Below are 15,383 nucleotides of genomic sequence, written 5' to 3'. Positions count from 1 at the left end.
TCGCTTCAATCCGCCTGCGTTCCCCGTCCTACCTTGGCATACAGGGAAGGCAGTACAAACAATGTCAGGAGGGTCGCCGAGAACAGTCCGCCGATCACCACGGTCGCCAGCGGACGCTGCACTTCAGCCCCTGCACCATTCGCCAAGGCCATTGGAACGAAGCCCAGCGAAGCGACCAATGCCGTCATCAACACCGGACGCAGACGGTATAACGCACCGGTTCTCACGGCTTGCTCCCACGGCAGCGTTTTTGACAACGCATCGATCGACCCCACCATCACCAGGCCATTGAGCACGGCCACGCCGGAAAGGGCGATGAAGCCGACTGCTGCGGATATGGAAAACGGCAAACCACGCAACCACAGTGCGACGATGCCGCCGATCAGGGCCAGTGGCACGCCGGTGAAGACGACGGCGGTGGTGCGCCACGAACCCACGGCCGAGTAAAGCAGGCCGACAATCAGGATGAAGCATAACGGCACCACGACGGCCAGTCGTAGGCGCGCACGTTCGAGGTTCTCAAATTGGCCGCCCCAAGTCAGCCAGACACCGGGCGGGCGGACAACCTTGGCGTCAATGGCGGCCTGGGCTTCACGAACGACGCCGGCAATATCACGGCCGCGCACGTTCGCCTGCACTACTACACGCCGTTTGCCATCTTCGCGGCTGATCTGGTTGGGCCCCTTGGCGAGCTGCAGCGACGCGACAGTCCCCAGTGGGACGAAGCTGCCGGAGGGCGTCAGCACCGGCAAACGGCGCAGCGTGTCGATATCGTTGCGTCCAGCATCGTCGAGCTTTACTACCACATCAAACCGGCGGTCGCCTTCGTACACGGTGCCGGCTTCGCGCCCGGCCACAGCCGCGGCCAAGGTATCGAATACATCCTGCGCCGTGAGTCCAACCCGCGCCATTGCGTCGCGATCCGGCCTTGCATCAAGCAGCGGCAATCCCTGCACCTGCTCGACGCGCACATCCGTTGCGCCTTCGACGGCGCGCAGCTGTGCGGCCACCTGTTCGGCTGTACGCACCATGGTGGAAAAATCGTCGCCGTAGATCTTGACGGCGATGTCACCGCGGACACCGGCCAGCAGCTCATTAAATCGCATCTGAATGGGCTGGGTCAGTTCGTAGTTTTGGCCAGGAATATCGGCCACCGTGCGCTCGATCTTTTCCACCAGCTCCGCCTTGCTCATCTGCGGCTCGGGCCACTCGGCACGATCCTTAACGATGATAAATGTATCGGTCATGTTAGGTGGCATGGGATCGGCTGCCAGCTCGGCGGTACCAGTGCGGGAAAATACCAGCTTCACCTCCGGTAACTTGGCCACGGCTTTCTCCACCAAAAACTGCATCGCTTGGCTTTGATCGACCGAGGTGCCGGGGATACGCGCCACCTGCAGGAGCACATCTTGTTCATCCAGCGTGGGAAGAAATTCCTGTCCCATCGTCTGGAACAGCAGCAGTGCGGCGGTGAGGGCTCCCGCCGCGAGACCAACCACCAACTTTGGCCGGGCCATTGCGCGTTCTAGCCAAGGCCCATAGACCTTCGCGGTGGCCGCAACGATCCGGTTTTCCTTGTGTTGAACCGGACTCGATAGCCACAGCCCAATAGCCGCCGGCACCATCGTCAGGGACAGCACGAAGGCGAACGCCAGGGCCAATATCACGGTGACCGCCATCGGTGAAAACATGCGTCCCTCCACCCCTTGGAACGATAACAGGGGGACATACACCAGCATGATGATGGCCTGGCCGTAGACGCTGGGGCGTACCATCTCGCGGGCCGCACTCGCGACGACGTCGCGCCGCTCGGCCTTGGTCAAGGTGCGCCCGGCATCTTGCTGGCGCTCTCCAAGTCGGCGCAAAGCATTTTCTACAATGATGACGGCGCCATCGACAATGAGACCGAAGTCCAGAGCCCCCAAGCTCATGAGATTGGCGGACAAACCTACACGCAGCATGCCGGCCGACGTGAGTAGCATGGTGACGGGAATGACCGCAGCGGCGATCAGTGCGGCCCGCAGATTGCCGAGCAGTGCAAACAGTACGGCGATGACGAGCAACGCCCCTTCGGTCAGGTTGGTCGCCACGGTAGCGATCGTAGCGTCAACCAATCGGGTACGGTTCAGGACAGGCTTGATGATCAGTCCCGGCGGCAACGAGCGGGCGATCTCCTTTAAGCGCGCATCGACGGCTGCCGCCACGGTGCGGCTGTTCTCGCCAATACGCATTACGGCCGTGCCCACCACGACCTCGACACCGCCTTCGGAAGCGGAACCAAATCGCATTTCCTGGCCGATGCTAACGGTGGCCACCTGCGACAACACGACCGGCACGCCCTTGCGGGTCGCAATCACGGTTCTGGCCAGTTCCTCGCTGGATATTACGCGCGCGTCGGCCTGAACCGTCAATGCTTCGCCGTTCTGCACCAGCACACCGGCGCCGGCGCTGGTATTGTTGCGTTCAAGCGCTTCGGCCAACGCTGGCAGACTGATGCCGAATGCGGCGAGGCGCTCGGCGTCAGGTGTCACCACATACTGTTTTACATAGCCGCCAATGACGTCCACGCCGGCCAGGCCTGGCGTGTTTTTCAGCTGCGGCGCCACAATCCAGTCCTGCACTGTGCGCAGGTAGGTGGCCTTTTCCTGCTGCGTTCGCAGAACCTGTCCCTCAGGCGTGACGTAGCTACCGTCCGGCGCCATGCCGGCACCTGCCTTGCCGGTATGGGTGTTGGTAAATTCAACGGTCCACATGAAAATGTCACCCAGGCCGGTGGCGATCGGCCCTACGGTCGCCCGTGCACCCGGCGGCAGGGAACGCTCCACCGCGCGCAGGCGTTCTGCGATTTGCTGGCGCGCGAAATAGATGTCGGTACCGTCCTTGAAGATGATTGTCACCTGCGCAAAGCCGTGGCGCGTGAGCGAGCGCGTCGAGTCCAAGCCCGGAATGCCCGCAAACGCTGTCTCGATCGGGTAGGTGACTTGACGCTCGACGTCGGCTGGCGCCAGCGCAGGCGCCACAACGTTGATTTGCACCTGGATGTTGGTGATATCGGGCACCGCGTCGATAGGCAGTCTACTCAGCGCGAATGCCCCAAGTGCGGCCAGCAGCAGGGTAGCCAATAGCACCTGCCAAGGGCGCCCCACGGAAAAGCTGACAATACGCGCGATCATGCCTGCCACCCCGGCTGCGCTTTCATAGCATCGTGGTCAGTCATGATCTTCTCCTGCTTGCCCCTTGCCGTGCTCGGCTTTGAGAATATAACTGTTGCTCACTGCGATGCGTTCAGTACCGTCGAGTCCGGATTGCACGGTGACGTAGCCGGCCGCCGCAGGCCCGAGTACCACGTGTCGAATCGCAAACCCTTCTTTTGTCCGCACGAAGACGCTGGGCTTGTCTTCGATGGTCTGTAGCGCTGTACGCGGAATGGCCAACTGGGCGCCCACTTGCTTGTCGGCCAGCGCAACTGACACGCGAACGGTCTCGCCGATCCGCCAGTTACCGACTGGATTGGGCAGCGATGCGATGGCGCGCACCTGCCTGGTGGCGGGATCGATCACACGCGACAGGCTGACGATGCGGCCGTTGCCGCTGCGGTTGTCTGCCATAACGTCGACCGCTGCGCCCACGGCGAGACGTGCAGCGTCAGCCGGTGCCAAAGACAGCTCGACGGACAGGGGATTCAGGTTGACCACCTCAAACAGCTTGGCATTCGCTTCTGCCATATCGCCCAGGGCAATCTGTCTTGCGGTGATGACGCCGTCTATTGGCGCGCGCAGACTGACCCGGCTGGACTGGGTTGCGCCGCCGGCGTTGGCAAGCTGCTGCTCCGCCAGACGCAGCCGGGTGCGGCTATCCTCCAGCGCGGCTTTGGCTAATTCGTAATCCTGGCGCGACGACACCTTTTCGGCAAAAAGGCGCTCTTCGCGACGGAAGGCGGCTTCGGCCAGTTCCATCTGCCTGCGCGCAATAGCGACGTCCGCTCCGAGTTGCGCCGCCTCCCGGCTATCGATGATTGCCAGCAGCTCGCCTTTCTTCACGGTGTCGCCTAATTGCTTGCGGATCTCGATCACGCGGCCACCAACGGCGCTCACGACCAGCGCGGAAAGCTGCGGGTCTGCCGCGACGACCGCTGGCGCCTCGATAGCACCAGCGAACCCGGCACGCACCGCCGCGACCTCGATGCCCGCATCACGAATCTGTTTCTCGCTGAGGGCGATCGCGTCGGATTTCTCGCGCTCCTCGCTTTCCGGCTTGGTGTTTGACGCGTCTTTGGTCGGTAAAGTGGAGGCAGCTGCTTTCGGCGCCTCGGCATGCCCGGCTTCTGGCTCTCGGTGCTCACCTGCAGGGCCACGAGAACAGGCGGCAAGGGCGAGTAGAGCGGCACAGGCGCTCCATCGAAGTAACAAGTGCATGGGTTAGTCCTTGTAGATAGGGTTGGGGTTGCCTTGCAAGCGAGCGAGGCGAGCCTGCGCCAGATGAAACGCCCCCAACGCATCGATTGCCGCCTCGCGTGTCTCGGCCAGCGAGCGCTCGGCTTCAATCAGTTCGAGTTGCGCGAACTTACCTTCGGCATAGCCGATGCGGGCGATCCGGGCCGCTTCTTCGGCGGCGGCCAACGCAGGGCCATTGCTTGCCCGCGCCGCAGCCTCTGCATCAGCGACCTCGGCATAGCCATGTGCAATCGCCTGCTGAGTGTCGAGTACCACGGCCTCACGTTCAGCTTGCGCGCGGTCGTACTCGGCGCGTGTGCGTGTCAACGCAGCCGTCCCTGAATTGAATAGGGGCAGCGGAACCGATAGCCCCAGTACCATTGCCCGATCCGAGCTATCGCCATAGCGGCGGGTGCCTACCGTGATGGTCACATCCGGAATGCGGTCCCGCTTTGCGACCTCGATCCTGGCGCCAGCGGCGTCAAGTTGCGCTTGCGCTGCCGTGACGGACGGCGCCACCCCAGCACTACCCATCGTGGGTACCGTGCTGGGGATCGCAAACCAGCCGGCACGAATGGCGGTATCCGATTGATCGCCGGTAAGGCGCACCAGATCAGCGTGCGCCAATGAGAGTGCTCGCTGGGCCTTTCCCAGTTTGACGCCAGCGTTGATCAGCACGACCCCGGCCCGTTGCTCCTCAATCGGTGAGGCCTTGCCGGTGCGAACCCGTTCCCGCGCGGCGTGAGCAGCCTGAATGGCCAAATCGTTGCCGTTTCGGGATACCACCAGTCGGTGTTCGGCCGCAGCCAACGCGATAAACGCCTCCGTCACCCGATAAGTGACATCGAGTCGCGCACTGCTAGCACCCAGACTGGCGGCACGGCGATCTGCCTCGGCAGCGGCTATGCGCGCCTCACGCTTTCCGCCCAATTCCAGTGGGACTGACAGCGACACCGTGCGCTCGCTGCCGCCAAAACCGGCGTAGCGCCCTGACCCCATTGCGCCTTCGGCCTCCACGGAAAGTGACGGGTTGGGCCGCAAGGCGGCAATAGAAACCGCGGCGTCTGCCGCTTGCATGGAGGCGTCGGCGCCGCGTAGCGCAGGCGCGTTCTGCAGCGCTTTGGCAACGGCGCTGTCGAGTGTCAGGGGAATACCCTGAGCGTAGAGCGCTGACGCAGGCATTGCCGCGAGCATCGCCGAAAGCAGCGCAACTGGGGTTTTGAATGGCATGGTAGAAAAGCGCTTGACGGATTGATAAGCACACTTTATAAACCTTGAAGTCACTTTAAGGTCAAGCGCCATGTCTACTTCTTTTACTATCGGGCAGCTAGCGAGTGCGGCAGAAATACCCGCAGCCACCATCCGCTATTACGAAAAAATCGGGCTTTTATCGGCACCAACCCGATCGGATGGGAACTATCGCCTGTACGACCAGCTGGATCTGGCCCGGCTTTCTTTCGTCAGGCGCGCGCGCGATATCGGATTTACGATCGATCAGGTGCGCAGCCTGCTGGCGTTTTCCGACCAGCGCGAGACGGACTGCTGTGAAGTGATGGCAATGACAGCGGAACATTTACACGCCGTCGAACAGAAAATTGCCGATTTGACGGCGCTGAAAGATCGCCTGGCGAATCTACTCGCCTCCTGTCAGGGCGGGCTGGTGGCGAACTGTCGCATTATCGATGCGCTGCAACCTAAGCAGTAGTAGGGTGCGCGCGTCTTTCTCTTGACGTTAAAGCGGCTTTAACGTTTAACCTTGCATCATGAGCAAAGACTATTCCCTTATTTCCTCGCCAATGCCCACCGAGACGGAGCGGCGCCGCAGCACCTTATCGGTGCCCAAAATGGACTGTCCTTCGGAAGAGAACCTGATCCGGATGGCGCTTGCCCCAGTTGAAGGCATCCTCGCCATAAAGTTCGACCTCGCGGGAAAAACGGTCACCGTTGATCATGTCAACGATGCCCAAGCAGTGCTCGATGCATTGCTGCCGTTAAAGCTTGGCGCGCAGTTGCATTCCAGTGCACCTTGGGAGGAGAGTGGCGATACTGGTTTCATTTCCGTACTCGCCATTCCAAAAATGGATTGCCCGTCCGAAGAAAACATCATCCGCATGGCACTGTCTGACCTTGGGGCGATACGCACGCTCGAATTTGACTTGGCCAGGCAAACCTTGAAGGTGGCACACCAAGGCGCCGCCGATGCCATTGTCGACCGACTAGCGCCGCTGGGGCTCGGAGCCAAGCTGATCTCGTCCGAATCGGCGGATCCCGACAAACTTCGTCGCCCGGAACCCAACGATGATGCAGGCGAGGCGCGCACGCTACACTGGCTCCTCGCGATCAATGGCCTTATGTTTTTCGTCGAGATTATTTGGGGTATGCTGGCCCAATCGACCGGACTGATTGCCGATTCCCTCGACATGTTCGCGGACGCCGCCGTCTACATCCTTGCCCTGTATGCGGTTGGCCGTTCTGCGCAGCTAAAGAAGCATGCCGCACACGCTGCTGGATGGTTACAACTGGTACTGGCGCTTGGCGCGCTAGGCGAAGTGCTGCGCCGAGGTATTACCGGCAGCGAGCCGGAGTCGGTTGCCATGATGGGAATCGGCGCTGTCGCGCTGGTGGCCAACGTTGCTTGTCTGGTGCTGATTGCTAAAAAACGCCACCTCGGCGCTCACATGAAAGCGAGCTATATTTTCTCGGCGAACGATGTCATCGCCAATCTGGGCGTTATCGTCGCCGGGGCTTTGGTCACCTGGACGGGATCGCGCTATCCGGATCTGGTGGTCGGACTCATCATCGGCGTGATTGTGCTGAACGGTGCCCGCCGAATCCTGCGCCTAAATTGAACGTCGTTGGGCTGACGGCACGACGAAGGCGCCTTGTGCTACTATCTGCGTCATCATGAAACTGTCCCGGCCTACGCGTCTGATCGCGGCGATCATTATGCTCTTCAGCCTGCTGTTTGCGCAGCTGGCTGTGGCGGCTTATGCCTGCCCCGTGCTGATCGGGCAGCAAGCCCCGGAGGCGGTCAGCATGCCCGACATGCCCGGCTGCACGGACATGAGTATGGATAAGTCCAGTCCGTCGCTGTGCGCCGCGCATTGCGATGCTGGCCACCAGTCCGCAGACACTTCTAGCACACCGGCTGTTCAGGCATTTGTCCCCTGCGAATTGGAGTTGGTGCTTCCCCGCATCGAACGCTCCGCCCCTGCGCTCGCATTTTCACGTGAGTCCGTCCCCTTGACTCGCGCCACCTCGCCGCCGTTGGCCATCCAGCACTGCTGTTTCCGCATTTGACACTCCTTATCGCTTAGTTCGCCATCGCCGCTTGTTTGCGGTCGGTGTGGTCTATCGTTTTACGGAGTGGTCATGTCCTATCTATTTCTTCGTCCCTTGAGGACGCGGCGGCTATGCGCTGCCACCCTTGCGTGCGTATGCGCGCTGCTGGTAGCTTCGTCTGTATCGGCACAAAATCTGACGCTGGCCGAGGCCCAGCGCCTGGCGCTGCAGCGCTCGCGTCAGCTAAGCGGCGCCGATTTCGCTATCGACGCGGCCCGGCAGTTGGCGGTCGCAGCAGGCCAGCTTCCCGATCCTGTCATTAAGGCCGGTATCGATAATTTACCGGTGTCCGGCGCCGATCGATACAACGTGGGCAGTGATTTCATGACCATGCGCAGAATTGGCCTGTCGCAGGAACTGACCGCCGCTGACAAGCGCCGCTTGCGCGCGCAGTCTTATGAATTACTGGCGGAGAAGGAGTCTGCGGCGAAGGATGCCACAGCCGCCGCCATCGAGAGAGACACTGCGCTGGCATGGCTGGACGCCCATTTCGCGCGGGAGATGGCCAATGTTGTCAGCGAGCAGCTGGCTCAGGCCCGCGATGCCGTCAGTGCAGCAGAGGGCGCCTATCGTGCTGGCCGCGGCAGTCAGTCCGACGTCTTCGCCGCCAGATCGGCCGTGCTTTTGGTTCAGGACCGTGCCAGCGACGCCGAGCGCCGCGTACGCAGTGCAGCGACCATGTTGTCGCGCTGGACTGGCACCGATGCGACGCCGCTTGCACACTTGCCGGACCTGGACAGCATCGCCCTTGATCCCGCCGCGCTCGGCAGCCAATTGGCGCACCATCCCGAGATCGCCGTGCTTGCGCGCCAGGTGGCCGTCGCCCGAACCGAGGTCAAGCTAGCCGAGGCCAATCGTAGCGCCGACTGGAGCGTAGAGGTCGCATTCCAGCAACGCGGATCGGCGTATTCCAATATGGTCTCCTTCGGCGTGTCCATCCCCCTGCAGTGGAATCGCAAAGACCGTCAGGATCGCGAGCTCGCCGCAAAACTGGCGGCATCGGGACAGGCCCAAGCTGACCGAGAGGAAGCACTGCGCGCTCACGAGGCTGAAACGCGTTCGATGATCCTCGAATGGGAAAACAACCGTGAGCGCTATAAACGCTATCAGCGAGAATTGCTGCCACTGGAAAACGAGCGCGTGGACGCAACACTGGCTGCATATCGCGGCGGTAAAGCGTCGCTGGCCGACGTATTAACCGCACGACGAGGACAGACCGACACCCGCCTTCAAGTGATCCAGCTCCATGCCGACGTGGCGCGATTGTGGGCGCAGCTTAACTTCCTCCTTCCGACTACCGGCACGGGTGTACACGCGGCAGCCATCTCCAGCAGGGATATCAAATGAAAAGCAACAAGATCATCACGGCCGCCGGTGTGGCGGCACTGAGCGTCGCCGCCGGCGTCGGCCTGTACTTGGCCGGACTGCATCATGGACAACAGGCCAACTCGACAGGAACTGCGCCAGCTGCGCACGCTGAGGGCGAGAAAAAGGTCCTGTACTGGCACGACCCGATGGTGCCGGGTCAAAAATTCGATAAACCCGGCAAATCACCCTTCATGGACATGCAACTGGTGCCGGTGTATGCGGAGAACGCCGGCGACGCCAGCGCGATCCGCATCGATCCCCGTGTCCAGCAAAACCTCGGTATCCGCACCGCGAGCGTCAGCAAGGGGATGTTGTCCTTGCCGCTGGAGGCGGTCGGTAGCGTGGCCTATAACGAGCGCGATGTGGCGCTGGTGCAGGCACGCAGCAATGGCTATGTGGAGCGGCTGTATGTCCGCGCGCCACTGGATCCGGTGCGCAAGGGCCAGGCGCTGGCCGAGCTCTACGTCCCGGATTGGGTCGCCGCGCAGGAAGACTACCTGTCCGTCAAACGCATGGCGCGTGCCGATGTGGCGCTGCTGGATGCGGCCCGCCAGCGCATGCGGCTAGCCGGTATGACCGACGAGCAGATCAGGATCGTAGAGTCGAGCGGTGCGGTTCGCGCCAGACTGACTGTTGCCGCACCCATCAGCGGCGTCGTGACAGACCTCGCGGTCCGCGAAGGGATGACCGTGGCAACCGGCGCACCAATGTTCCGCATCAACGGCATGTCCAGCGTTTGGATCTTGGCGGAGGTGGCGGAAAACCAGGTGGCACGGGTGAAGCCAGGCAGCGCGGTGCAGGTGCGTACGCCGGCCTTGCCCGGTTCCGTCTTCAGCGGCAAGGTCGGCGCGATCTTGCCTGAGGTGAACGCGACTACGCGAACCGTGAAGGCGCGCATCGAGGTGGCCAATCCGGCCGGACAACTGACTCCCGGCATGTTCGTATCGGTGGCGCTGAGCGCCGGCGATCGCGTCGACGTCCTGCTGGTGCCCACCGAGGCAGTGATTCAAACCGGTACGCGCGCGGTAGTGATGGTGGCAGAGCCCGGTGGCAAATTCCGGGCGACCGATGTGGAGGTTGGCGTTGAAGCGAACGGCCAGAGTGAAATCCGAAGCGGCCTGGAAGCAGGACAGACAGTCGTGGTCTCTGGGCAGTTCCTGGTCGATTCGGAAGCCAGCTTGAAGGGCACCGCCACGCGCATGGCGCCGACCGTTCCGGCACCTCCCGCAGCGGTCACGGCGCCCGTGCACCGCGGAGAAGGCAAGGTCGAACGTATCGGCAAGGACGAAGTGACGCTATCGCACGGCCCCATCGCCAGCTTGCAGTGGGGCGCCATGACGATGGGATTCAAGCCACCTGCCGCCGGGGTACCGGCCGGGCTTGTCGCGGGCGACACCGTCACGTTCGGGATTCGCCAAGAGGACGATGGCATGTACCGGATTACCGATATTGCCAAGCGCGGCACGCCCGCTAGTAGCGGGAGCGGAAAATGATCGCCAAGTTGATACGTTGGTCCATCACCAACCGTTTTCTGGTCCTGCTGGCGACGGTGCTGCTGGCTGCGTGGGGCGTATGGTCGCTTTCGCGCACGCCGCTCGACGCCATCCCGGACTTGTCCGACGTGCAGGTCATCATCCGCACCAGCTATCCCGGCCAGGCACCGCAGATCGTCGAGAACCAGGTCACCTATCCGCTGACCACGACCATGCTGTCGGTGCCGGGGGCAAAGACGGTGCGCGGCTATTCGTTCTTCGGCGATTCCTTCGTCTACATCCTGTTTGAGGACGGCACCGATCCGTATTGGGCGCGTTCGCGCGTGCTGGAATATTTGAGCCAGGTGCAGTCGCGACTGCCAGCGCAGGCAAGGCCGGCGCTCGGCCCCGATGCGACCGGCGTCGGCTGGGTCTATGAATACGCGCTGGTCGACCGCAGCGGCAAGATGGATCTGTCCCAACTTCGCGCGCTGCAGGACTGGTTCCTGAAGTACGAGCTGAAGTCGGTGCCCAACGTGTCGGAGGTGGCCAGCATCGGCGGTATGGTGCGCCAGTATCAGATCGTGCTCGATCCGGACAAGATGCGCGCCTATGGCATTACGCACGATATGGTCATCGACGCGGTGCGAAAGGCGAATCAGGAGACCGGCGGCTCCCTGTTGGAGATGGGCGAAGCGGAATATATGGTGCGCGCCTCCGGCTATCTTAAAACGCTGGATGACTTCCGCCAGATTCCGCTGACGACCTCCGTCGCCGGCGTGCCGGTACACCTGGGGGACGTCGCGCGGATACAGACCGGACCGGAGACGCGGCGCGGCATCGCGGAACTCAATGGCGAAGGCGAGGTGGCTGGCGGCGTAATCATCATGCGCTCCGGGAAAAACGCGCTGGAGACCATCCGCGCGGTGAAGGCCAAACTCGACAAGTTGAAGGCCGGATTGCCTGCTGGCGTCGAACTCGTCACGGTGTATGACCGCTCGCACCTGATCGAGCGCGCGGTCAGCAACCTGCAGGGCAAGCTGGTCGAGGAATTCGTGGTCGTGGCAATCGTCTGCGCCATCTTCTTGTTTCACCTGCGCTCGGCACTGGTGGCCATCGTCACGCTGCCGATCGGCATTCTGATCGCCTTCATCATCATGTACTACCAGGGTGTCAACGCCAACATCCTGTCGCTGGGCGGCATCGCGATCGCGGTCGGTGCAATGGTCGATGCGGCCGTGGTCATGATCGAAAACACCCACAAGCATATCGAGGCATGGAACCACCAACATCCCCAAGGCGTGCTGGCGGGCGAAGAGCGCTGGCGCGTGGTGGGCGACGCAGCCGCGGAAGTGGGGCCGGCGTTATTCTTCTCGCTGCTCATCATTGTGCTCTCCTTCATTCCGGTTTTCACCCTGGAGGCGCAGGAAGGGCGGTTGTTCGCGCCGCTGGCCTTTACCAAGACCTATGCGATGGCCGCCGCAGCAGCCCTATCCGTCACGCTCATTCCGGTTCTGATGGGCTACCTGATACGCGGCCGTATCCCGGACGAGCGCGACAATCCCCTCAACCGGGCCCTCATCGCGTTATACCGCCCGGTGCTGGACGCCGTGCTGCGCCGTCCTGTCGGGACGCTGGTCGTCGCCGCCCTGGTGATGCTGCTCACCTTCTGGCCGGCTAGCCGGCTTGGCGGCGAGTTCTTGCCGCCGCTCGACGAGGGCGATGTGCTCTACATGCCGTCGGCGCTGCCGGGCATCTCGGCGGGCAAAGTGGCCGAACTCCTCCAGCAAACCGACCGTCTCATTAAGACAGTACCGGAAGTACAAACCGTGTTCGGCAAGGCTGGGCGCGCGGAAAGCGCTACCGATCCGGCGCCACTGGAGATGTTCGAAACCACGATCCAGTTCAAGCCGCGCGACCAGTGGCGTCCAGGGATGACGACCGATAAGCTGATCGATGAACTCGACCGCATCGTCAAGGTGCCGGGCCTGTCGAATATCTGGGTGCCGCCGATCCGCAACCGCATCGATATGCTGGCCACGGGCATCAAGAGCCCGGTGGGAGTGAAGGTGGCCGGCACCAACCTGCAGGACATCGACCGGATCACCGGTGAGATCGAGCGGGCGGTCAAGACGGTGTCCGGTGTCTCGTCGGCACTGGCCGAACGACTCAATGGCGGCCGCTATGTCGATATCGACATCGACCGCACGGCCGCCGCCCGCTACGGCCTGAACGTCGCCGACTTGCATAGCGTGATCACCGCCGCGATCGGTGGCGACAATATCGGCGAGACCGTGGAAGGCCTGCAGCGATTCCCGATCAATGTCCGTTATCCGCGCGAAGTGCGCGACTCGGTCGATAAGCTGCGGCAGTTGCCGGTGCTCACGGGCCGCGGCGCCCAGTTGCGCCTTGGCGATGTCGCGGCGATTCGCATTGTCGACGGGCCGCCAATGCTCAAAAGCGAGAATGCCCGCCTGTCGGGCTGGGTCTATGTCGATATCCGGGGGCGCTCGCTGACCGATGCCGTGCACGACATGCAAGCTGCCGTGGCGCGTGAAGTGAAGCTGCCAGCTGGTTATTCGGTCTCGTGGTCGGGGCAATTCGAATATCTGGAGCGGGCCACAGCGCGGTTGAAGGTCGTCGTGCCGGCGACATTGCTCATCATTTTTGTGATGCTGTATCTGACCTTCCGAATGGCGGATGAAGCGCTGTTGATCATGGCCACGCTGCCGTTCGCCCTGGCTGGTGGTATCTGGCTGCTGTGGCTGCTCGGCCATCACCTCTCAGTCGCCAGTGGCGTCGGGTTCATCGCGCTCGCTGGCGTCGCAGCTGAGTTTGGCGTCATCATGCTGCTGTACCTCAAGCACGCGTGGGACGCACGCCAGGCCGACGGGCGGGGCAGCGAAGAGGATCTGGTCGCTGCCATTCGCGAAGGCGCCGTCCTGCGCGTGCGGCCGAAGGCGATGACGGTGGCGGTGATTGTCGCCGGCCTGGTGCCGATCCTGATCGGCGCCGGCACCGGTTCGGAAGTGATGCAGCGCATCGCCGCCCCGATGGTCGGTGGCATGGTCACTGCACCGCTGCTGTCCATGCTGGTCGTGCCGGCGGTTTTCCTGCTGCTCCGCCGGAGGTCGATCCCCGCTCGCCAATCAACAGCCCTCTCCCAACAACAAAATAGGTGATCAGCTCCGCACTTGTCGAGATCAATCTGTTGCGGGCAGGGCGCCTCAAACGCCCTCCACGTTAAGCGGTTGGCAAATATTTGCCATTCAATTCGTTTGCACCAAGAGAGCGTGAAACGGACGTCGCGCGTTTTGTGCGCCGGCGCACCGTTGGCCCGACAGGAGTGACCGTAGTCTTCTAGATTCAAGCTCGAAGCCGGGCTACGTTTGCGGAGGACTATATTGATGAAAATACTATTCACATCGTTGTTGGCGGTTTCCTGCATCGCCAACGCACAGGATGCGCCAGCAGACAACATGGCGGCGCCGCAGCCTCAGGAACAGATGGATCACCGTAACATGGACCATGACCGGAAAAGCATGTCGGCCATGGACAAGGGGGACCATGACACTGGGATGACCGGCATGTTTGGCTCCTATCCCATGACGCGTGAAGCGTCGGGGACTAGCTGGCAGCCCGACAGCACGCCAATGGAGGGGATCCACGCGATGCGCGGTGACTGGATGACCATGGCACACGGCTACGTCAACGCGGTGTATGACCATCAGGGCGGACCGCGCGGCGATCACCAGGCTTTCGCGGAAAGCATGTTGATGGGAATGGCGCAACGGCCGCTGGGTGGCGGTACTTTGGGTTTGCGGGCCATGATTTCGCTCGATCCGACCATCGGCAAGGCCGGTTACCCACTGTTGTTCCAGACGGGGGAGACCGCCGACGGCAGGCAGCCATTGATCAACCGCCAGCACCCTCATGAACTCTTCATGGAACTGGCGGCCAGCTACAGCTATGCCATTGGGAAGGACAGTTCGGTCTTTGTGTACGGTGGCCTGCCGGGGGAGCCGGCGCTGGGTCCGACCGCCTACATGCATCGCGCCTCGGGCATGGATAATCCCGAGGCGCCGCTGACGCATCATTGGCTCGATTCCACGCACATTACCTTTGGCGTACTCACCGCCGGTTATGTATGGCGCAATGTAAAGCTGGAGGCCTCGGCATTCAATGGCCGCGAACCCGACCAGTTCCGATGGAACATCGAAACTCGCAAGCTGGACTCAGCCTCGGCCAGATTGTCGTGGAATCCGACGCCGGCGTGGTCGCTCCAGGTCAGCCACGGCCGACTGGATAATCCCGAGCTGTTGGAGCCCGACGTGTCGGTGAAGCGAACCACCGCGTCGGCATCTTACGAGCATGCCTTCGGTTCTTCGACGTCGCAAACGACCTTAGCCTGGGGACGCAACCGGAAGGATACCGGCCCTTCGACAAATGGCTTCCTGCTCGAATCGGCCTTGCACGTGACGGCCAAGACGACGGTATTCGGGCGATTCGAGAAAGTGGACAATGACGAGCTATTCCAGGAAGACGCGCCGCTGCATGGACAGGTGTTCAACGTCAGAAAGCTCAGTGTGGGCGTTGTGCAGGACCTGTTCAGCGCGGGCAAGGTAAAGTTTGGCGCCGGCGCGCTGGTGAGCAAGCACTGGGCGCCCTCGGCGCTTGACAGCGTGTATGGTTCCAACCCATCGTCCTACATGATATTTTTCCGCGCTAAACTGGCCATGCGGTGACGCCGGGGTTTCTGACAAGGTTG

The 15,383-nt window shown here is 62.1% G+C and carries 10 protein-coding genes; 7 read left to right on the top strand and 3 right to left on the bottom strand.

Features of this window, described 5'->3' with window-relative positions:
- Positions 1–5: 5 nt before the first annotated feature.
- Genes KT882_RS16750 through KT882_RS16740 form a run of 3 tightly spaced genes read right to left on the bottom strand, consistent with a single transcriptional unit; the run spans position 6 to position 5,735 of the window.
- Positions 6–3,173, bottom strand: a complete 3,168-nt coding sequence (locus KT882_RS16750; RefSeq protein ID WP_228892584.1) for an efflux RND transporter permease subunit — start codon at positions 3,171–3,173, stop codon at positions 6–8.
- 36 nt (positions 3,174–3,209) lie between these two features.
- Complete coding sequence (locus KT882_RS16745) at positions 3,210–4,415, bottom strand: efflux RND transporter periplasmic adaptor subunit (protein ID WP_228892581.1); 1,206 nt, start codon at positions 4,413–4,415, stop codon at positions 3,210–3,212.
- Positions 4,416–4,418: 3 nt separating this feature from the next.
- Positions 4,419–5,735, bottom strand: coding sequence for a TolC family protein (locus KT882_RS16740; protein WP_228892579.1), 1,317 nt, complete (start codon positions 5,733–5,735; stop codon positions 4,419–4,421).
- On the opposite strand from KT882_RS16740, the gene KT882_RS16735 reads away from it, so the two are divergent.
- From KT882_RS16735 to KT882_RS16705, 7 genes are all read left to right on the top strand, one after another.
- Positions 5,734–6,138: a MerR family transcriptional regulator gene (locus KT882_RS16735; RefSeq protein ID WP_228892577.1), complete on the top strand. Its 405-nt coding sequence runs from the start codon at positions 5,734–5,736 to the stop codon at positions 6,136–6,138. The two genes, KT882_RS16740 and KT882_RS16735, sit on opposite strands and share 2 nt — an antisense overlap.
- A 58-nt stretch (positions 6,139–6,196) precedes the next feature.
- Entirely contained in the window at positions 6,197–7,282 is a 1,086-nt protein-coding gene (locus KT882_RS16730; protein WP_228892576.1) for a cation transporter, read from the top strand.
- Positions 7,283–7,337: 55 nt separating this feature from the next.
- Complete coding sequence (locus KT882_RS16725) at positions 7,338–7,733, top strand: hypothetical protein (RefSeq protein WP_228892575.1); 396 nt, start codon at positions 7,338–7,340, stop codon at positions 7,731–7,733.
- Positions 7,734–7,805: 72 nt separating this feature from the next.
- Positions 7,806–9,122, top strand: a complete 1,317-nt coding sequence (locus KT882_RS16720) for a TolC family protein (RefSeq protein WP_228892574.1) — start codon at positions 7,806–7,808, stop codon at positions 9,120–9,122.
- Complete coding sequence (locus KT882_RS16715) at positions 9,119–10,636, top strand: efflux RND transporter periplasmic adaptor subunit (RefSeq protein ID WP_228892573.1); 1,518 nt, start codon at positions 9,119–9,121, stop codon at positions 10,634–10,636. The genes KT882_RS16720 and KT882_RS16715 overlap by 4 nt, the downstream gene beginning before the upstream one ends.
- Positions 10,633–13,797 carry an efflux RND transporter permease subunit gene (locus KT882_RS16710; RefSeq protein WP_228892572.1) on the top strand — a complete coding sequence of 1,055 codons (3,165 nt, stop codon included), beginning with the start codon at positions 10,633–10,635 and terminating at the stop codon, positions 13,795–13,797. Before KT882_RS16715 ends, KT882_RS16710 begins: the two co-directional genes overlap by 4 nt.
- Before the next feature lie 225 nt (positions 13,798–14,022).
- On the top strand, positions 14,023–15,360 hold the full coding sequence (locus tag KT882_RS16705) for a hypothetical protein (protein ID WP_228892571.1): 1,338 nt from the start codon (positions 14,023–14,025) through the stop codon (positions 15,358–15,360).
- Positions 15,361–15,383 lie beyond the last annotated feature (23 nt).

The sequence above is a fragment of the Pseudoduganella aquatica genome (genome assembly GCF_020865585.1).
Classification (GTDB): domain Bacteria; phylum Pseudomonadota; class Gammaproteobacteria; order Burkholderiales; family Burkholderiaceae_D; genus Rugamonas; species Rugamonas aquatica_A.
This window is presented reverse-complemented; position numbering and strand designations above follow the sequence as displayed.